Raw genomic sequence first — 20,107 nt, forward strand, 5'->3', positions numbered from 1 at the left:
ACCGATTTCGCGCGGCTACTGATCCAGCCAGGCCGCCACCCAGACCAGCGGCGCGTTCCAGTTCACGGCCACCTCGTTCAGGGCATAGGACCCCACATCGTCGGCCCAGCAGGCCTGGGGCGCGCACGTGCCACGCATGGCCTGGGCCACCGGATCGGCCATGGATCGGCTGTTCGGTCCGCCGGACAGCGCCCCTGCGGGGGGCGCGGGATAGCCGGGCGTGGACGGGGCCCAGAAGCGGTGGTGCGGATGCTGCATCGGCCGCGCGCCCCAGCCGCTGACGAAGGACTGGTCCAGCACATTGCGGCCCAGTAGATAGTCCGCCGCATCCACCACGGCCTCGCGGTATTTCGCCTCGCCCGTCAGATCATGGGCCACGGCCAGGATCATGGCCCGGTTCAGGATGTCGCCGCTGGAGCCCCAGGTGTAGTCGCCCGCCCCGAAGGGAATGGCGTAGCCCTCGCCGTCCCGCAGCGCCACATAGCGGTCCGCCGCCCCGATCAGGGCCGCCCGCGCCCGCGCCACGTCCGCCTCGGCCAGTCCGGTCTCGACCGTCGCCAGGGTGATCGTGCCCAGCGCCCCTACCGAGGGCCAGCTGATGTTGCCGGTGTTGGCGCGGGCGTCGCCGGGCGCGCCCAGCCAGTGAGGAGAGGCGCGCATCCGCTGCTCGTACGCGGCCTCCCCGGTCGCGGCGTAGAGCTCCACCGCCGCCCAGTAGAACTCGTCGCGGACATCGCTGTCGCCATAGTCGCCGCCGCCGTGGAACTGACCCACGGCGTAAACCTCCGGATTGCGCTCGGCCGCCGCGAAGGCGCGCCGGGCGGCGGTCAGGCACCGCGCCGAGAACGCCGGGTCCACCTCTCGCCAGACCCGCGCGCACTGCGCCGCGGTCGCCGCCAGATTGAGGGTCGCGGCGGTGGTCGGGGCATAGAGGAAGCGGGGCTCCGGATCATCGTGGGGCGCCATGGGCAGAGCCGTCCAGCGCACGTCATGGGCCTTGTGGTGGGCCATGCCGCCCGCGTCGATCTCGGTGAAGGTCAGCGCCGCGCCGCGCCCGAACCGGCCCACCGGCACGCTCAGACCCGCGCCGTCGGGGACCTGCATGGCCAGCATGAGTTCCATCTGCCAGCGCGCCTCGTCCAGCAGGTCCGGCACGCCGTTGCCCGCCTCCGGCAGCGCGAGGGCGCCGTCCACGAAGGTCGTCGTTGCGAACCGCTCGTGAGCGTTGAGCAGGGTCCACAGGGCGATGCCCCCGTTGACCACATACTTTCCGTGATCCCCCGCGTCGTACCAGCCGCCGCCGACGTTCAGTTCATAGTCACAGCCCGGCCAGACATTGCCGTTCATGTCCTCACCCGAGAAGCACGTCAGGGTCTCGTCCACATGGGCGGCCGGGCGGGCCAGATCGGCGCGCTCCACATACGCCGCCGCGATCTCGACGCCGCTGCGGTTCTGATAAAAATAGCTGGCCGCATCCGCCGCCAGACCAGCCCAGGGCCGCTCGGTGATCGCGAACGGGCGGCTCTCCATGTCGCCGACGATCAGGCGATAGCCCTCGCCCGCCGCCGTGACGCCGCTGAAATCGACGCGGTGGAGCGCCTGGCCCGAGGCGTCGTCCATGCCGAAGGGCTCGCTGGTCCCCGACGCCGCAACGTCGCCGGACGCATCCACCACGCGCCAGTCCAGCGGCGCCGCCCCCTCGCTGGGGACCACCGCGATCTTGCGGCCGTCCGTTTCGAAGCCGACCTGGCTCAGCCTCACCGGTGGAATCGGCGCCTCCTGCGCCACAGCGTTAGCGCTAACATTCAAAACCAGAATACTGGCCGCGATTATCGCCTGCAGGCGCATGGGGTCCTCCTCCCGCGTGTGGTTCCCTCATCGCCGTCGTTCTGCGCGACGGCGGGGGCTCCGGGCTTCAGCGTCCCGGATCCCCGCCTGCAGCTTGCCCGCAAAAAGCGCGGTCCGTCCAGATGGACCGGCGCTAGCGCCGCAACGTCACCGCCTGCCCCGCATACTCCACGGTCTGATGCGGCGCGGCGTCCACGGACCACGGCGCATCACCGGTCCCGTCGATGAAGCGCACATGGATCGTCTGGCTTCCGGGCAGGCCCGGATAGTCGCCCTGGCGGGCGCCGATGGTCAGCACCCCGGCGGCGTCGTCCCAGGCGATGGGCATGGTGGCGAAGGCGCCGCGCTCATAGCCGTAGGTCGTCCCCTCGTCCTGATAGAGATCGAACGATCCGTCCGCGCCCACATAGACGTTCAGGGTGATGGGGCCGTCCAGCGCCTCGGCCGTGTGCTGGATCGCCGGGCCCGTGGGCACGATTGACCCGGCCCGCACGAACAGGGGCATGCGCGCCAGCGGCGCGTCCGCCGTGATCGCCTGACCGCCTCCGTGACGCGCACCGCTGTTGAAGTCGTACCAGTCCGCGCCCCGGGGCAGCCAGACCTGACGGCTGCGCGCCCCATGCTGATGCACGGGGGCGACCAGGAAAGCCCGGCCGAACATGAACTGGTCGTTGACCTCTCGGGCCCGCTCGTCCTGCGGGAAGTCCATCACCAGACCGCGCATGATGGTGCCGTCGCGGTGATAGGCCTCGGCGCCCAGAGTGTAGATGTAGGGCATCAGGCGGTAGCGCAGGCGCAGATAGTCGCTCAGCGCCCTATAGACCTCAGTGCCTTCCGGCGCGATCTCCCAGATCTCGCGATAGGGAAACTCCCCGTGCGACCGGAAGATGGGCGTGAAAGCCCCGAACTGGAACCAGCGCAGGTTCAGCTCGCGCCACTCAGCCTGATCCTCGGCGGTGATGTCCTCGGTGGTGTAGCGCTCCTCAACCGAGAAGCCGCCGATGTCATGGGTCCAGTTCGGAATACCCGACAGGCCCACCTGCACGCCCGCCGAAATCTGCTCGCGCAGGTCGTCCCAGCGCGGCACCACGTCCCCCGACCACAAGGTCGAGGCCGTGCGTTGCAGTCCGCCCCAGGCGGCGCGGGTCAGGATGTAGGCGCGCCGGTCCGGCTGGGCCTCGCGCAGGCCCTCATAGACGCCCTCGGCGTTGACCAGCGGATAGGAGTTGAACACCAGCGCCGCCGGGCCGGCCGCTGTCGGGCCCATGCGCAGGGTGCGCTCGCGCCGGTCCAGGTTGGAGTGCATGTCCGGCTCCACCGAATCCAGCCACCAGCCGTCGAAGCCGAGCCCGTGCAGATGCTCGCGGATCTGGCCCCAGTACAGCGCTCGCGCCTCCTCGTGATACGGGTCATAGAAGCTGTTGTTGTAGCCCGGTCCGACCCAGTCGCGGGCCCCCACCTCGACATTGCGGGTGTACATGCCGCCGATGGCCTCGAGCTCGCGATAGTGCTCGGTTGTGGGATAGAATTTCGGCCAAACCGAAATCATGATGTTGATGTTCTGGTCGTGCAGCTGGTCGACCATGCCGCCCGGATCCGGGAAACGCGACGCCTCGAATTCGTGGCTGCCCCAAGCGTTCTCGGGCCAGTAGAACCAGTCCTGCACGATGTTGTCGATCGGCAGGTTGCGGCTGCGATAGCCCTCGGCCACCGCCAGCACCTCGCCCTGGGTGTTGTAGCGCTGGCGGCTCTGCCAGAAGCCGTAGGCCCAACGCGGCATCATCACCGCGTCGCCGGTCAGGTCGCGATAGCCGGCGATCACCTGATCCAGATTCTCGCCGCCGACGAAATAATAGTCCACCGCATGGCCCACCTCGGACCACAGCGACAGAGCCTCGTCCTGCTCGGCCGGCAGCGGGTCCAGATGGCGCAGGGCCAGATAGCCGTCGTTGGGAATCCACTCGACCCGGATCGGAACCCGGCGGCCCGCCTGCATCTGGACCTGGAAGTCGTGGTTCCACGGATTCCAGTTCTGGCGCCAGCGATCCATGACCAGTTCGCCGTCGACCCAGACCTTCACATAGGACGAGGCGTACAGGCGGAATTTGTGCTCGCCCGAGACGGTCGGCTCGAGGGTGCCTTCCCATGTGACGGTGACGCCCGGCTGGCCCGAGCGGCCCATGTCGCCCACCTGCGCCGGCTGGCCCGGCTGCACCTTGAAGCCCGGCGGCCAGCGCTGCTGGTCGCGGATGAACTCGTAGTTGATCTGGTTCTCGATGCGCGACAGCGCCAGTTCGCCGTCCTGGAAATAGCTGGCCGTCAGCCCGCCGAAATTGCCCTCGGAGTCGCGCACGATCAGGCGCTGATCCAGCATGCCGTATTCGCGCGGGTCGCCGAACCGGGTCAGGCTGTTGTTCTCCCACAGCACGCCATAGCCGCGGCTGGAGGTCATGAAGGGCACGCCGGAATCGATGTTGTGCTGGGTCAGTTCAACATCAGCGCCGCGCTGGTTCATCAGCCCCTGCTGGTGCTGGCCCAGGCCGTAGATGGCCTCGTCCGGCGCGGCCTCGAACACCTGACGCACGGAGTGGAAAGAATGCACCCCGTCCTGGTCCTCGACCATGAAGGGGCTGATCTCGCGCCCGCCATCGCGCTCGGCCAGCATGACCTCGCCGTTCGCATCCAGGAACCGCACCCGGCCCGTGGCGCGCGACACCTCGGCTGTCATTTCCGGCGTGGAGACGAAGACATAGCCGTCCCGCGTCGTGACCTCGAACCCGGCCCCGGCGGGCTCGGCCGTCACCATCAGGCTGTCGGGCAAGTTCTCGAAATCAGCCGCCGGCGTCGCCGTCACATGAATGATGCGCGGCCCCATGACCCGCAGGCGGACCCGCCGCGCCGGCCCCTCGGCCGGGGTCACGATCACGCCGGTGGCCGTGCGTTCGACGCCGGCCTCCTGGGCCTGCACCACCGCCGCGGCCGGCGACGGGGCGAGCATCACCCCCGCGGGGACGCCCAGGGCCAGCGCCATGGCGGCGCCCGTCAGCAAATGTCTCATGGTTTCCACTCCCGTCAATTCTGGTCGGCGCCCACTGCGCGCACCGCGCCCGCCCGCGCCTGATCGCTCAGCCGGACCCGCAGAAGCACGGGCCGGTCGGTGAAGTTCAGGCCATAGTCGGTCTGGTCGCCGTTCCATCGGCGCTCGAACACCCACTCACCCTCGTCGTTGAAGTGGCCCTGCTCGACCCGCAGGATCTGGCCGCTGCGCCCGTCATCCAGCGGCTTGCGGTCAAAGCTGACCCGCGCCCAGCGGCCCGTGACCACGTAATCATCCTGTCCCAGCCTAGCCACGATTGCGCCGCCGTTCGGGTGCTCGCGTTCGCGGGGCGGAATCTCGCCCAGCCACGTCCAGTCGTGCATGCCGAACTGCCACAGCCGAAACCGCACCGTCGCGGTCCATTCGCCCAGGTCCAGCACCTGCTCGGCGCTGTCGTCCGGCTCCCCTGCTCCCCAGACATCGCCTTCGAAGGCCGCGCGCGCCCACACCCGCTGCCACGACCCGACCAGGCGATAGAAATCGCGGAACGGGGTCAGGGTCTCTTCCGTCACCTCTCGCGCGCCGAGGGGGAAGTTGGCGTAGCCGGTGTAGTCGACGCCGAAGGGCGAATAGCCGATGCCGCGCCGGCCCATCACATCGAACAGGTAGCGGGCGTAGGGCGCATCATTGCCCGTCTCGGCCACGAACAGGGCGTTGTCGGGCCGGGCGTAGCGGTCCAGATGCCCCTCATAGACCACCGAGCCGCGCTCATAGATGTCGGGCGACAGGAAATCGATGGCCGGAGCCGCAGCCTGCCACACCTCGATCACGTTCCACGTCGGCCCGCCCGAGGCATAGGTCATGGGATCCTGATAATTGACCGGATCGCGCAGGGCCGCATTGGCGTACATGGGCAGAGGGTATTCCGCCTTGCCCGCCTCGGCCACCTGACCGACGTACCAGCCGATGGACCAGGCGTGGAAGAACTCGTCGGCGTCCTCGCCGAACACCTCGACCCAGCTTCCCGGCTGGCGGTCCAGCCGCTGTAAAAGGGCCTGCGGTACGGGGCCGTCGAACAGGGCCTGGGCCGCCGGGGAATAGTCGCGCACCGAACCGTAGGTGCCGGTCTCGTTCTGGGGCTGGACCATGATGACGGTGCGATGGGCGGAATCGATGTCGCGGATATGGGCCATCAAGGCTGAGAAGGCGCGCCGGTCGGCCGCCAGGGTCTCGGCCCCGTGCGGCGACAGGGCGTAGGAGGGGGTCCCGTCCTGCTGGATCAGGCGCGGAAACCGTTCGGTGTCCAGCTTGACCCACTCGGGCGCGTATTTCGGCGCCGTGTTCTTCCAGGTGGCGAACCATAGCAGCACAAGCCGCACGTCGTGCTCGCGGGCCTGCCGGACCAGCGTGTCCACGAAGGAGAAGTCGAACTGGCCCTCCACCGCCTCCACCTGCTCCCAGGCGATGGGAACCTGCACGGTGTTGGCGCCGATGTATTCCACCGCCGGCCAGACGTCGGCCAGCGCCGCCTCATAGTTGGACGAGTTGTTGACCTGCGCCGCCAGCATGAAGAAGGGCGCGCCGTCCACCATCAGGGCGTGGCGACCGTTCCGCGTGACGATCTCCGGGATCGGCTCACCCGCCCCCTCCCCGCACGAAACGGCGGCGAGTATCAGTCCCGCGCCTGCCAGGGCGGCCATGACGGGTCTCAGAAAGCGGAAGCGGGCGGAAAAGGTCATCAAAATCTCGGCCGTCGTCGACAGGAATGGCGGCGGTCGCACGCCCCGGGCGAGATCATCGCCCGGGGCGCGGTCTCGGTCACGTCAGAAGCGCGCGCGCAGCACCACCGCCACGCGCCGGTCGGTGTCGACCCAGCTGTAGCGGGGCATGCGGTCCCCGTAGCCCACCCGAAGGATGGTGCGTTCCTGGGTCAGGTTGGTGCCCTGCACGCCCAGCTTCACGTTCTCGGTCACATCGAAGAAGATCGACCCGTCCAGCTGGCCATAGTCCTCGGCCCAGACCGGGGCCTCGATGTTTGCGGCCGAGGTGGTCAGCAGATACTGCTCGCGCCAGTTCCAGGCCAAGCGCGCCGATACGCCATGGCGCTCGTAGAGGGCGGCGATGTTGTAGCTGGACGGCGACATGCCCTCCAGCGGCAGGGCCAGGCTGGCGGCGTCCACCTGATCGGGGTCGAAGATGTTGACCGCCGTGTTCGCACCGCCGTCGCTGTCGATGTAGGTGTAGTTGGCCTGGACGCCGAACCCGTTCAGCCAGCCCGGCAGGAAGTCGAAGAACTGCTGGTAGGCGATCTCGAAGCCGCGGACCGTCCCTTCCTCGCCGTTCTGCTGCTGGGTGACGTCGAAGGTGTAGGTGACGCCGTTGTTGGTGTAGGTCTGCTGGCTCACACCCGAGTAGATGTAGTCCTGCACCTTCTTGTAGAACACCACGCCGGTCAGGCTGCCCTGGGGCGCGAAATACCACTCCAGGCTCAGGTCGAACTGGTCAGCGATGATGGGCCGCAGGTTGGGGTTGCCGGCGACGCCGGTGAACGGCGCAACCGGATCCAGGGTGAAACCGTCTCCGGTGAAGTTGATCCTCAGGTCGGTGTAGGGCTGCATCTGGTTGAAGTCCGGCCGCACCATGGCGCGCGACGCGGCGAACCGCAGTTGCACTTCGGGTGACAGATGGGCCCGGATGTTCAGACTGGGCAGGATGTTGCTGTAATCACCACCGGCCGGAACCGCGTCCAGCACGCCGCCCTGGCTGAACTGCTGGGCCGCGTTGAAGGCCGCGCACTGTTCCGGGGTGGGCGCCGGGCAGGCCCCGGCTGAAGGAACCGGCAACTGCACCCGCCCCTCGGTGGCCGTCTCGGTGCGCACGAACCGCACGCCCACATTGCCGTCGATGGCCCAGGGCAGGGCTGTGTCATGACCGAAGCGGAGCATGGCGTAGGCCGCCTGGGTCTCTTCGTCCTGCCGGGTCACGCCGCCGCTGGGATTGTCGGGATTCGGGCTGAAATTGTCCCAGTCCGGAACCAGCGGGGCCCAGCCCCAGCCCTGGCCCTGCGGCCACGGCCGCGAGGTGATGGGGCTCAGCAGGCCATGAGCGTACTGGGTGCCCTGGCTGACCAGCGAAGCCGACGGCAGCCAGAAGCCGCCCGGCACGGCGATATCGCCGCGGAAGAAGTCATTGAAGCCGTAGTATTCGGCATGGCCCGGCAGCCCGGCGCTGGGCGAGGAATCATCCAGATAGACGGCCGGATAGTGCCAGACGCCTCCGTCCTCGTTGGCGAAGCCCCAGTACTGGGCCGACAGGATGCTCCAGTTCCAGTTGGACTGGCGGGTGATGTAGGTCTTGTCGGTGGCGCGATAGCCGAAGCTGATGTTGCGGATCCACTCGTTGGACGCGTCGAAATGATAGGTGGCGTCGCCGCGCCAGGACAGGGAGTCCGCCTCGTTGGCCTCGATGTGGTCCATGGCGAAGCCCCAGTAGTAGTCCGAGGCCCGGTTCAGGTCGTCGCCGGTCACGTTGATCCTGGGTACGCCCCCGCCGATATCGATCATGGCGGAAAGAGGCGCCGTCCCCAGCATGGAGCGCTGGGTGCCGACGGTGAAACTCAGGATGTCGGCGGTGGATTCCACATACTGGACGTCGCCGCTGAAGTCCCAGCTGCCGGCGGAGTACTCCAGCCGCAAGGCGTAATCCGAGGTGGTCTTGTGGTCCTCGCCATAGCGGGTGTTGCCGTCATAGGTGATGCCCTCCATGGTCCCGCCCTGGGGACCGCCCACCACGTTGCCCGTGGGCCAGCAGCCCCAGCCGCCTTCGTGATAGCCCGTCAGGGTTCCCCCCACGAGCACGCCGTTCTGGTACTCCAGGCCCGCGCTGGGGCACAGGGTCGTGGCGTCCTGGATGCCCGCCACACGCTCTATGTTGGTCGGATCAGCCTCGGAGTGGAATCCCTGGAAGGTCAGGGTGAGGTCCGCGGTCGGGCTCCACTGGAGCGCCAGGGCCACGGCGGTGCGTTCCTGCTCCCAGCGGCCGTCGCGCCAGCCGAGATACTTCGGATGGAAGACCGTCGAGCCATCCAGTTGCTCGACCGGGTCAAAGCGGTCGGTTGTGATGCTGTTGGTGCGGTTGCCGACGCTGGAATAGCTGATGTTCGCCAGAAGGCCGATTTCTCCCGCGCCGGTCATCCAGCGGTCGCTGAAGATGGCGGAGCCGGACCAGTAGCCCTCCTCCATCATGTCGCCGTAGTTGTAGTCGGTGGTGAAGGCCAGCAGGCGATCGGCCTGATCAAAGGGAAGGCGGGTGCGGAGGTTGACCGTTCCGCCGACGCCGCCCTCGATCTGGTTGGCGGCGGGGTTCTTGTAGACGTCGACCCCGGCCAGCAGATCGGCCGAGATGTCCTCGAAAGACAGGCCCCGACCATTCCGGGCCGAGAAGATGTCACGGCCGTTGGTTTCGGAGCGCACCCACGACAGGCCACGGATAAAGACCCCGCCGCCCTCGGCGGCCAGACGGGCCGGGTCCCGGGCTTCGTTGGTGCGCTGGAGAGTGACGCCGGAGATGCGCTGCAGCGCCTCGGAGACTGAGCGATCGGGCAAGGCGCCGATGTCGACGGCGGTGATCGAGTCCACGATCACTTCAGAATTCCGCTTGATCTCCTGGGCGCTCTGCAGACTGGCGCGGATGCCGGTGATGACCACCTCCTCGACTTCCGTGGCCTGATCCGGCTGTCCAGCCGTCTGGGCCAGGGCCGGGGCGCTGACGCCCAGGGCGATCACAGACACGCCCAGCGACAAGGCGAATTTCGAGACGCGTTTACCTTGAGACATTTAATGCCCCTCCCCGTTTCAAATGCCCCTCGACGCCTGTAGCCGGCGCTTGAAGGGTGCTCTCCCGTGTGCACATCCGCGCCAGTGTCTCACCTCACCGGCCTTTTCAAATATGCAATAATTTTCCAATACAGCGTCTATTTTGTTAGCGCAACCAATTGCTGCTGGTGAAAGTCCGTGTTCGGCGCCGGATGGACCAACGAAAATCGCCCGCCGGGCCAGGGCCGGGCGGGCGATAAACGAAGGGTTGGCGGCTCGTCAGACGGTTCTGACCGCCCTCAGTCCTGGCGTGAGCAAGTGGATGATCCCCAAGGCGATCAGATAGGTCACGCTGGCGAAGGCCAGCAGCGGCACGTAACTGCCGGTCGCCTCAAGCGTCCAGCCGGCGACCTTGGCGATGAACATGCCGCCCACCGCGCCGGCGAAACCGCCGAGGCCCACCACCGTCGCCACCGCATGTTTGGGGAAGGTGTCGGACACCAGGGTGAACAGATTGGCCGACCACCCCTGGTGGGCCGCCGCCGCCAGGCCGATCACCGCCACGGCGGCAAACAGATTGTCCGCAAACACCGCGATTGAAATGGGAGTCACGCACAGGGCGCAGACCAGCATGGCGGTCTTGCGTCCCCGGTTCACCGACCAGCCCCGGTGGATCAGACGCGACGACAGCCAGCCGCCGCCCACGCTGCCCACATCCGCCAGCAGGTAAACCGCCACCAGGGGCGGGCCGAAGGTCAGCAGGTTCAGTCCGTAGGTCTTGCCGAAAAAGTCCGGCAGCCAGAACAGGAACAGCCACCAGACCGGGTCGGTCAGGAATTTCCCGACGATGAAGGCCCACGCCTCACGTCGCCTGAGCGCCTGCGCCCAGCTGATCTTTCCGGGTGCGTCCGGCGGGTCGCTTTCGATATGCGCCAGTTCCGCGGTCGTCACCCGGGGATGCTCGCGCGGGCGACGATAGACCAGGAACCACAACGCCATGAGCACGAGGCCGGACAGGCCTGTGATGATGAAGGCCGCGCGCCAGCCGAAGGCGAGCACCAGGATGGGCACAAGAATCGGCGTCAGCAGGGCGCCGACGTTGGAGCCGGCGTTGAAGATGCCGGTGGCCAAAGCCCGCTCGCGCTTGGGAAACCACTCCGACACCGCCTTGACGGCACCCGGAAAGCCGGCGGATTCTCCCACGCCCAGGGCGAAGCGGGCCATGGCGAACTGGATCACCGAGCTGGCCCCCGCATGGGCCGCCGCCGCCAGACTCCAGACCCCGATGGCGACGCCCAACCCCCAGCGCGCGCCGACGCGGTCGATCATGCGGCCCACAAGCAGAAGTCCAATGGCGTAGGCGCCCTGGAACGCCACCACGATGTTGGCGTAGTCGCTCTCGCTCCAGCCGAACTCGACCTCCAGCACCGGCTTCAACACGCCGAAGATCAGCCGGTCCACATAGTTGATGGTGATGGCGAGGAACAGCAGGGCGCAGATCACCCAGCGATACTTGCCCCGAAAGGCGCGCGGACCGCGTTCGACCGGACTCTCGCTCATCTCGTGCTCCCTCCTCGCGCGGCGCGGCGTCTCACCAGTCGGTCATGGATCCATCGGACAGGCGCGCGACCGGCAGACTGGCGGGGCTGTAGGCGTGCTGCGCCGCCAGGGCCTCGTCGATGTCCACGCCCAGCCCCGGCGCCTCGCCCGGGTGCATCACCCCGTCCGCGAAGCTGTAGGCGTGGGGAAACACCGCGTCCGTCTTGGGGGTGTGACGCATGTATTCCTGAATGCCGAAGTTCGGGATCGACAGGTCGAAATGCAGGGCCGCCGCCATGGCCACCGGCGACAGGTCCGTCGCCCCGTGGCACCCGGTGCGCACCTTGTAGAGATCCGCCAGGGCCGCGATCCGGCGCAGGTGGGTGATCCCGCCCGCGTGCACCACCGTCGCGCGGATGTAGTCGATCAACTGCTCCTCGATCAGGGTCTTGCAATCCCAGATGGAGTTGAACACCTCCCCCACCGCCAGCGGCGTGGTGGTGTGCTGGCGGATCAGGCGGAACCCGGCCTGGTTCTCGGCCGCTGTCGCGTCCTCCATCCAGAACAGGCGCCAGGGCTCAAGATCCTTGCCCAGCCGCGCCGCCTCGATGGGCGTCAGCCGGTGGTGCACGTCGTGCAGCAGATGCACATCCCAGCCCAGCGCCTCGCGCGCCGCCTCGAACAGCTGCGGCGCCGTCCTCAGATAAGGCTCGGTCGCCCACCGGGTTTCCGTCGGACGAGCCGCGTCGGCGGGCTCGTAGAACATCTTGTCCTTCGAGACCCCGTAGGTTCCCTTCACCCCCGGCACGGCGGTCTGCAGCCGCACCGCCTTGTAACCTTTGGCCACATAGTCCGCCGCCTGGGCCACGGTCTCGTCCACCGTCTCGCCGTTGGCGTGGCCATAGACCATCACCCCGTCACGGCAGGCGCCGCCCAGCAGCTGGTAAAGCGGCAGCCCCGCCACCTTGGCCTTGATGTCCCACAGCGCCATGTCCACCGCCGCGATGGCGGTCATGGTCACCGGCCCCCGCCGCCAGTAGGCGCCCCGGTACAGATACTGCCAGATGTCCTCGATGCGGTGCGCGTCCCGCCCGATCAGGCACGGAATGACGTGCTCGGCCAGATAGGCGTCCACCGCCAGTTCGCGCCCGTTAAGAGTGGCGTCGCCCACTCCGCTGATCCCCGCGTCGGTCTCGATCTTCAGGGTGACGAAGTTGCGCCCCGGACAGGTGACGAGGGTGCGGGCGGCGGTGATGACGGGCATGGGACCAGAATGACCTAGCGCGCCGGGGCGGCGATGAAGGCGTCGGCGATGGCCTGGCGCAGGGCCTTGGGACGATAGTCCGGGCCATAGGGCGTGGGTCGCTTGGCGATCCCGTCCGGCCGCACCCAGTGAGTCTGCAGCCAGGAGTAGGAGTCCATCATGCCCCACGCCAGAACATCCTTGGTCTGCGGATAGCTGAGCATCAGATCAAGATATCGCCGCCCCAGCTCCGCCACAGCCTGATCCCGGGAGGGTATGTCGGCGGGCAGGTTCTTGTCGTGCACGTCGAACTCGCTGATGACGATGTCCAGGCCCATGCCCGTGACCTCGTCCATGAAGCGACGCCAGTTGTCCTCGCGAGCCGTATCGAAGCCGACGGAGTCGTCGCTGTTGCCCGAGCCGATGTGGCTCTGGATTCCCAGGGCGTCGATGGGCACCCCGCGCGCCTTCATGCCTTCCAGCATGCGCAGAACGCCGGCCTGATGCTGCTCGTGGCCGGCTTCCCAGCTCATGTAGTCATTGTAGACCAGCTGGGCGTTCGGCGCCGCCTCCCGGGCTGTGTGGAAGGACAGGTCGATGATTTCCTGATGGCCCAGATGGCGCGACAGGGCCGTCTCGCGCAGGGCCCCGGTATTCTCGTCCACGGTCTCGTTGACCACGTCCCAAGAATCGATGCGGTCGCCGTATCTGTCGACGATGGCGTTGATGTGCTCCACCACCAGGCGCTCGGCCTCGGCCGCGGGACGCGCGCCGTAGTCGTGGGTCTCCAGCCATTCGGGGAACCAGCGCGGATGGTGCCAGACCAGGGTATGGCCCCGCACGCCCATGCCGTGCTCCGTCGCGAAATCCATGATCCGGTCCGCCCGGGCGTAATCGAAGGTGGAGGCGTCAGGCCGCAGGACATACCATTTCAGTTCATTCTCATGGACCAGGACGCCGCACTCGTGGGCGAGGATCTCGCGATAGCGCGGGTCATCAAAGGACGCTGTGACGGTTCCCGGCTGACCAGCGCCGACGGCGCTGCCGAAACGCAAGCCCTTGGCCTGCGCCAGATCGTGCAACGAGGGGGTGGGCAGGGTCTCTCCCTGCGCCGACGCGCTCTCGCATGCGGCCAGCAGACCGGCGGCTGTCAAAGTCAGGGCCTGACGACGATTGATCATGATGTCTCTCTCACGCTTGCGGCGCCGGGAGGCGCGCCGGGTTCAGGGTCAGCAAGGTCGCCCAGTTCGCCACGCGCGCGGGCCTTGCGGCCATAGACGCGCTCGAACAGGGGCGAGGCCATCAGGGTGGTGACGATGGCCATCAGCACCAGGATGGAGAACAGGGCCGGACCGATCAGGCCGCGCTGCAGGCCGATGTTGATGATGATCAGTTCCATCAGACCGCGCGCGTTCATCAGGGCGCCGATGCCCAGCGCCGTGGCGTTGTCCTGGCCCGTCAGGCGCGCCGCCGCCCAGCAGGCGCCGAACTTGGTCAGCACCGATCCGGCTAGCACGACCAGGGCGATGACCAGCAACGGCCAGCTGTCTACCGCCGTCAGCTGTGTGTTGAGGCCCGAATAGGTGAAGAACAGCGGCAGCAGCACCACCACCGTGAAGGGCTCCAGTTGCTTGCGCACCTGTTCGGCGAACAGGCCTCTGGGCATCACCGCGCCCAGCAGGAACCCGCCGAACACCGCGTGAATGCCGATGGCGTCCATGGCGAATGCCGACAGGGCGAACAGCATCAGGGTCACGGCCATCAGCCCCGGTCCCACGCCGCCCTCGCGCTCGGCGCGATCACCGAGCCGGGCCAGCAGGCGTCGCCCGATGGTGGTCATGAACACCATGAACAGGGCGGCTCCGCCTACCGCCGTGATCGCCATGCCGGCGCCGGCGCCGAAACTGGCCAGCACGATGGCCAGGATGATCCAGGCGCCCGCGTCGCCGATGGCCCCGGCCGACAGGGACAGCGTCCCCAGCGGCGTCCCCGACAGCCCGCGCTCGTGGATGATGCGCGCCAGCATGGGAAAGGCCGTGATGGAGATGGCGGCGCCCATGAACAGCATGGCCTGGGCCAAGGTCGCCCGATCGCTGAACAGGCCCGGCGTGTTGAGCAGCCATGGGGTGATCAGCACCGCCAGCAGGAATGGCGCCGCCGTGCCGGCGAAGGACACCGCCGCGGCGCTTTTCGCCTGGCTCAGGAAGTGATCCGTGCGGAACCCCAGTCCCACCAGGAACATGTAGAGGCCTACGCCCAGCTGTGCGCCGACGTACAGGATGTCTCGGGATTCCGCGGGAAACAGCATGCCCTGGATTTCAGGCGCCAGCAGGCCGAACAGCGACGGCCCGAGGATGACCCCCGCGATCATCTCGCCCACCACCTGCGGCTGGCCAAGCCAGCGCTTCGCGGCCCAACCCACGATCCGGCAGACGGCCAGGATCACGGCCAACTGCAGGAAGAAGATCACGCTCATTTCAGCGGCCGTCATCACGCCCCTCCATCACCCGGCCAGATTGGGCCGGGGGACGAGAAAGAAAAAGGGGCGGCTCGCCGGCGCACCGACGAACACGCCCCCAGTTGGACCGTCCGGGATTAGAATGACGCGCGCAGCACCACGGTGAAGCGCCGGTCGTTCATGAACCACGATCGCCCGGCCCTCAGGAGGTCATTGTTAAGGACCTGGCTCGTGCGGGTGATCTCGTTCGTCAGATTGACGCCCTGCACCCCGAGCTTCCAGTTGTCGTTGAGGGTGTAGAAGAACGAACCGTCGAGCTGGCCCGTGTCCTCCTGCATGATGGGCGCGTAGGGCACGATCACGTCCCGCGTCGTCACCAGGAATTCCGACCGCCAGCTGTAGGCCAGGCGGGCCGAGACAGGCCCCTTCTCGTAGAACACCGCCAGATTGGCCGTGTGCTCCGACAGACCCTGCAGAGGCAGAAGGCTCACATCGACATTGGCCACCCGGCCGGCTCCCACGTCCGGATCGGTAGAGGACAGCGTGCTTTGCTCGACGCCATCGGAGTCCACGAAGGTGTAGTTCGCGTTCAGCCCCAGACCATCCCAAGGGGACGGCAGGAAATCATAGGTCTGCTGATAGGCGACCTCAAATCCGCGCACGGAGCCGGTGTCGTCCGAGTTCGTCGGCTGCGTCACCACGGCGTCGAAGGAAGAGCCGTTATTGGTGAAGGTCTGCCGCGTCGCGCCGTTGGTGATGACGTCTTCCAGGCGTTTGTAGAAGACCGAGAAGGTCAACTGACCCACGTCCGCGAAGTAGTACTCCACCGAGGCGTCGAAGTTCGTGGCCAGGATCGGCTTCAGATAGGGATTGCCCACCGTGAACCGGCCCGTCGGCTCGCCATCGACCACATTCTCCGCAAGGGCGGACAGGGTGACGTTGTAGTAGTTGCGCGTCAGGCCCACATCAGGCGGCGTTATGGCTCGGGAAGCGCCGAAGCGGAACTGAAGCCCGTTGTCGAGCCGCAGGCGGACATTCAGGCTCGGCAGCCAGTAGTCGTAATCGCTGCGGGTATCCACGGCCGAGATCGAACCGTTCGCGAAGTTTCGGGCTCCCTGCCGCACGTCCGGCGCGAAGGTGCAGAAGGTCGGCGGGGCCTGGTCTGGCGGCACCGCAGCGCACTCCGCCTCCGACGGGAAGGACACGAAGGTGAAAGCGCGGAAACCTTCGGTCGTGCGATCCGTACGGGTGTAGCGCAGGCCCACGTTGCCGCTCAGCTCGGCGCCGTTGTTCAGGTCCGTCCGGAAGCGCAGCATCCCGTAGGCCGACCGCGTGATCTCCTCCATCGGGTTGATTTCCTGCGGCAGGAAAGGAGTGCCTGCGATGGCGTCGCATCGCATGAAAGCCGGCACCCAGTTTTGCTGGCAGCCCTCCTCGTTCAGGCGATCACGCCAGCTGTCGCCCACGCCAAGAGCGTAATCGATCAGGCGCTGATAGTCGTTGATGGCGCTGGTGTTCCAGAACAGCCGCGACTGACCGCCTGTGGGAACGGGGACCTGCCCCCGCATGAAGTTCCCGAAGTCGAACGGGCTGTGATAGTCGGCCAAGGCGCCGAGACCAGCCACCGAACCGTCCAGCCACCGCGGTCCGCCGGGCTCACCGCCCCACTGCTCGCTGATGACGCCCCAGTTATAGGCGCTGAACCGGGTCGTCTGATCCCGAACAGCGCCCCGGACCCCGAAGCGGATCGAATCGATCCAGTTGCTGTCCGGGAACGCGTAATCGTAGTCGAACCGCAGGGCGTGCAGGGTGCCCTCGCTGTCCTCGTAGTGGTCCATGGCCGACCGGGTGAAGGTCGCGCCCGGCGCACCAAGGTCAGTGAAACCCGGGTAGTTCGGACAATGCTGCGCAGTGACGTTGCAAGGCGTGCCCGGCGTCCCCTGCGCCGGATCGTCAGGATTCGCGTCCCCGCTCCACAGACGGCGGGGATTCTCGAAGGTGACGATAGGAATGCGCGACCCGCGCAGTTCGATCGAGGCGTTCTGATAGGTGGAGTTCCAGAGCGTGTTGTCCTCGACCTCCACGGTCGAATCCACGAACTGGTAATCCAGGTTCATCCGCACCCGCTCCGTGGGCGTGTAGACCAGATTGAACCCGACATCGGTGGTGATGTAGCGCTGCCACTGGTCGCGGCGGATGTTGTTGCTCTGCAACCCCCAGTCCGGCACCCGCGGGTTGCCGTTGTTCTGGTCCGCGCGCCAGCCGGTGCGGCCGGTGATCACGCCGTCGGTGAACACCCCGCCGGGACCAAAATTCAACTGGGTGCCCTGCAGGGCGCGGGAGTCCCCGTTGTCGGTGACATTGTCCGTGGCGATCTCGATCGCATATTCCGTCCACGACTGGGTCGAGTCCGACCGCATGAACTGGGCGGTGGCGACCATGGTCCGGTCAGGGCTCCGCCACTGGCCGGCGGCGGCATAACCCTGACGCTCCCGCTCGAAGGTTTGCGTGCGCATGGCTGCGCCGCGCGGGAACCAGACCGAGCCCACTTCCGTGCCGTCCGGCCCCACCACGTCGCCGTTGGCGTACAGCGTGCGCGGCCCGAAGTTGGAAATCTGCTGGCCGTCGCTTCGGGCGATCAGTTCGGAGTTCACGAAGTTCAGCAACAGACCGAATTCACCCACTTCGGTGTCGAAACGGTCGCTCCACAGGGCCGAGTAGGTGGGCGTCCATTCCTTGGCGAAGTCGCCGTAGCTGCCCTCGATCGACCCCGCCAGAACGCGGCCCGGCGCATCGAACGGCACACGGGTGCGCAAGTTGATGCTGCCCGAGATCCCGCCCTCGATCATGTCGGCGGACTGGTTCTTGAACACGTCCACGCCGCCCATAAGCTCGGACGGCACGTCCTGGAAGCTGAGGCCCCGGCCGTTGGTGGCGCTGAAGGTGTCGCGACCGTTCAGCTCGCTGCGCACCCAGGTCAGGCCGCGCACCACGACGCCCGAGCCCTCGATGGAGAAGTGGTCCGGGTCAACACCGGCCCGGAAGCGGTCGATGGACACGCCCGGAATCCGCTGAAGCGCCTCGGTGACGCTGCGGTCGGGCAAGGCGCCGATATCCTCGGCGGTGATGGAATCAACAAAGACCTCCGAGTCCCGCTTGATGGCCTGCGAGCTGCGCAGGCTTGAGCGGATCCCTGTCACGACGACTTCCTCGACCTCCGTAGCGCCGTCTGGCTGCGCATCCTGCGCCAAGGCCGGCGCGGCGGCCAGCATGGCCGTGATGGCCATAACCGAAGCCCCTGCCTTTAGCCCCGCTCCGAAGCGGACAGAGTCCGCCCGCATGTTTCCTGAAGTATGCACCCGATTTCCTCCCCAGCATTTTCTTTATGTTAGCGCTACCAACGTACGGCGACGCCAAATGTCTGATTAATGAAGTCGTAGCCCAGCTTTTAGACCTCCGCAAGCCCTCCTTTCCCTGACGTAATGGCCGCCGCATTTCAGCCATGCCGCACCCTCGAAGTTCCTGCCTATCCACCCACCCCCTTTATAAAGAGGCGTTTACCGACCAACCCAGCACCGACAGACGCCATTGACCCCGCCTTTTTTCTGCCCATAGATGGAAAGAAAGCGCTGTGGGGAGAGCGCGACAGCATGTCGGACAAATGCATCAGGCGCGTTCTGGTCGTCGGCGGCGGAACAGCCGGCTGGATGACCGCGGCCGCCTTGTCCGAATCGCTCAAGGGACTGGGTCTCCACATCCGCCTGGTGGAATCCGAAGCCATCGGCACCGTGGGCGTCGGGGAGTCCACCCTTCCCCATATCCGCCACTTCAACACCCGCCTGGGAATCCACGAGCCGGACTTCCTGTCCCGCACCCATGCCACCTTCAAGCTGGGCATCGAGTTCCGCGACTGGGGCCGGTTGGGTGACAGCTACATACATCCATTCGGGGCCTACGGCGTCGATCCCGCCGCCCATGAGGCCGAACTGTTCCACCATCTGTGGACCCGCGCCGGCGCGCCCGAAACTCTGGAAAATTACAGCCTGCCCGTCGCCCTGGCGCGACGCGAGCGCTTCACCCATCCCTCGACCGATCCAGCCTCGCCCCTGTCGACTTTCTCCTACGCCTACCAGTTCGACGCCGCGCTCTACGCGGCGTATCTGCGACGCTATTCCGAGGCGCGGGGCGTGGTGCGCACCGAGGGCCGCATCGCCGACGTCGCCCTGCACGGGGAGACCGGTTTCGTCACCCATGTGACGCTTGAGAGTGGCGAGCGCATCGACGCCGACCTGGTCATTGACTGCTCCGGCTTCCGGGGCCTGGTCATCGAGCAGGCCATGAAGACCGGCTATCAAGACTGGACCCGCTGGCTCCCCTGCGACCGGGCCGTGGCTCTGCCTTGCGAGCACGGCGGCGCATTCCCACCCGCCACCCGCGCCACCGCGCAGAAAGCGGGCTGGATATGGCGCATCCCGCTGCAGCACCGCGTGGGCAACGGCCATGTCTATTGCAGCGCCTTTATGGACGATGACATGGCCGAGACCATGCTTCGGGACCAACTTGAGGGCGCCGCACTGGCCCCGCCCAACCACCTCCGGTTCCAGACCGGCAAGCGGAAGCTTCAGTGGAACCGCAACTGTGTGGCGATCGGTCTCTCGTCGGGCTTTCTGGAGCCGCTGGAGTCCACCTCCATCCACCTGATCCAGGCGGCCATCGGCTATCTGCTCGACCTGTTTCCCACCGGTGAATGGGACCCGGCTGACGCCGCAGAGTTCAACCGCACCATGGACATGGAGTACGAGCGCATCCGCGACTTTCTGGTGCTGCACTATCACGCCACCACGCGCGACGATTCGGAGTTCTGGAATCACTGCCGCACCATGACCATCCCCGATTCCCTGGCCTCGAAGATGGAGTTGTTCCGTGAGCGCGGCGTGGTGGCCGCCTACGAGCATGGGGTCTTCCTGCATCCCAGTTGGGTCGCGGTCTATGTGGGCCAGAATATCATGCCCCGCCGATGGGACCCGCGTCTGGACGGCCTGGACCTTGCCGCCGCACGCGCCGGTCTGGACGACCAGCGCCGCCGCATCGCCGCCCTAGCCGAGCGCCAGCCTCGCCACGCCGACGTTCTTGGCGCCGCCCGCGCCGCCGTCATGGCCGAGGCCTGA

The 20,107-nt window shown here is 66.9% G+C and carries 10 protein-coding genes; 1 reads left to right on the plus strand and 9 read right to left on the minus strand.

Features of this window, described 5'->3' with window-relative positions; all coding sequences use genetic code 11:
• Nucleotides 1–15: 15 nt before the first annotated feature.
• From ACK4FB_RS03185 to ACK4FB_RS03225, 9 genes are all read right to left on the minus strand, one after another.
• Nucleotides 16–1,761: a glycoside hydrolase family 9 protein gene (locus ACK4FB_RS03185; protein ID WP_409747768.1), complete on the minus strand. Its 1,746-nt coding sequence runs from the start codon at nucleotides 1,759–1,761 to the stop codon at nucleotides 16–18.
• A 220-nt stretch (nucleotides 1,762–1,981) separates the two neighbouring features.
• On the minus strand, nucleotides 1,982–4,906 hold the full coding sequence (locus ACK4FB_RS03190) for a TIM-barrel domain-containing protein (RefSeq protein WP_409747770.1): 2,925 nt from the start codon (nucleotides 4,904–4,906) through the stop codon (nucleotides 1,982–1,984).
• 14 nt (nucleotides 4,907–4,920) lie between these two features.
• Nucleotides 4,921–6,624 (minus strand): DUF5597 domain-containing protein, encoded by a 1,704-nt coding sequence (locus ACK4FB_RS03195; RefSeq protein WP_409747772.1) that lies wholly within the window; start codon nucleotides 6,622–6,624, stop codon nucleotides 4,921–4,923.
• Between the two features lie 84 nt (nucleotides 6,625–6,708).
• On the minus strand, nucleotides 6,709–9,720 hold the full coding sequence (locus ACK4FB_RS03200; protein ID WP_409747774.1) for a TonB-dependent receptor: 3,012 nt from the start codon (nucleotides 9,718–9,720) through the stop codon (nucleotides 6,709–6,711).
• 258 nt (nucleotides 9,721–9,978) lie between these two features.
• Nucleotides 9,979–11,259 (minus strand): MFS transporter, encoded by a 1,281-nt coding sequence (locus tag ACK4FB_RS03205; protein ID WP_409747776.1) that lies wholly within the window; start codon nucleotides 11,257–11,259, stop codon nucleotides 9,979–9,981.
• 31 nt (nucleotides 11,260–11,290) lie between these two features.
• Complete coding sequence (gene manD / locus ACK4FB_RS03210) at nucleotides 11,291–12,502, minus strand: D-mannonate dehydratase ManD (protein WP_409747778.1); 1,212 nt, start codon at nucleotides 12,500–12,502, stop codon at nucleotides 11,291–11,293.
• A 14-nt stretch (nucleotides 12,503–12,516) separates the two neighbouring features.
• Nucleotides 12,517–13,662 (minus strand): endo-1,4-beta-xylanase, encoded by a 1,146-nt coding sequence (locus tag ACK4FB_RS03215; RefSeq protein WP_409747780.1) that lies wholly within the window; start codon nucleotides 13,660–13,662, stop codon nucleotides 12,517–12,519.
• Entirely contained in the window at nucleotides 13,659–14,972 is a 1,314-nt protein-coding gene (locus ACK4FB_RS03220; protein ID WP_409747782.1) for a cation:proton antiporter, read from the minus strand. The genes ACK4FB_RS03215 and ACK4FB_RS03220 overlap by 4 nt, the downstream gene beginning before the upstream one ends.
• 104 nt (nucleotides 14,973–15,076) lie before the next feature.
• Nucleotides 15,077–18,226: a TonB-dependent receptor gene (locus ACK4FB_RS03225; protein ID WP_409747784.1), complete on the minus strand. Its 3,150-nt coding sequence runs from the start codon at nucleotides 18,224–18,226 to the stop codon at nucleotides 15,077–15,079.
• A 363-nt stretch (nucleotides 18,227–18,589) separates the two neighbouring features.
• Here ACK4FB_RS03225 and ACK4FB_RS03230 point away from each other — a divergent pair, with 363 nt between their 5' ends.
• Nucleotides 18,590–20,107 (plus strand): tryptophan halogenase family protein, encoded by a 1,518-nt coding sequence (locus ACK4FB_RS03230; protein ID WP_409747786.1) that lies wholly within the window; start codon nucleotides 18,590–18,592, stop codon nucleotides 20,105–20,107.

Source organism: Brevundimonas sp., from assembly GCF_046299535.1.
Lineage (GTDB): Bacteria > Pseudomonadota > Alphaproteobacteria > Caulobacterales > Caulobacteraceae > Brevundimonas.

Coding starts and splice junctions, on each gene's coding strand:
- ACK4FB_RS03190 (WP_409747770.1), bottom strand. CDS start 4,906: ATGAGACATTTGCTGACGGGCGCCGCCATGGCGCTGGCCCTGGGCGTC.
- ACK4FB_RS03195 (WP_409747772.1), bottom strand. CDS start 6,624: ATGACCTTTTCCGCCCGCTTCCGCTTTCTGAGACCCGTCATGGCCGCC.
- ACK4FB_RS03200 (WP_409747774.1), bottom strand. CDS start 9,720: ATGTCTCAAGGTAAACGCGTCTCGAAATTCGCCTTGTCGCTGGGCGTG.
- ACK4FB_RS03205 (WP_409747776.1), bottom strand. CDS start 11,259: ATGAGCGAGAGTCCGGTCGAACGCGGTCCGCGCGCCTTTCGGGGCAAG.
- manD (WP_409747778.1), bottom strand. CDS start 12,502: ATGCCCGTCATCACCGCCGCCCGCACCCTCGTCACCTGTCCGGGGCGC.
- ACK4FB_RS03215 (WP_409747780.1), bottom strand. CDS start 13,662: ATGATCAATCGTCGTCAGGCCCTGACTTTGACAGCCGCCGGTCTGCTG.
- ACK4FB_RS03220 (WP_409747782.1), bottom strand. CDS start 14,972: ATGACGGCCGCTGAAATGAGCGTGATCTTCTTCCTGCAGTTGGCCGTG.
- ACK4FB_RS03225 (WP_409747784.1), bottom strand. CDS start 18,226: ATGGCCATCACGGCCATGCTGGCCGCCGCGCCGGCCTTGGCGCAGGAT.
- ACK4FB_RS03230 (WP_409747786.1), top strand. CDS start 18,590: ATGTCGGACAAATGCATCAGGCGCGTTCTGGTCGTCGGCGGCGGAACA.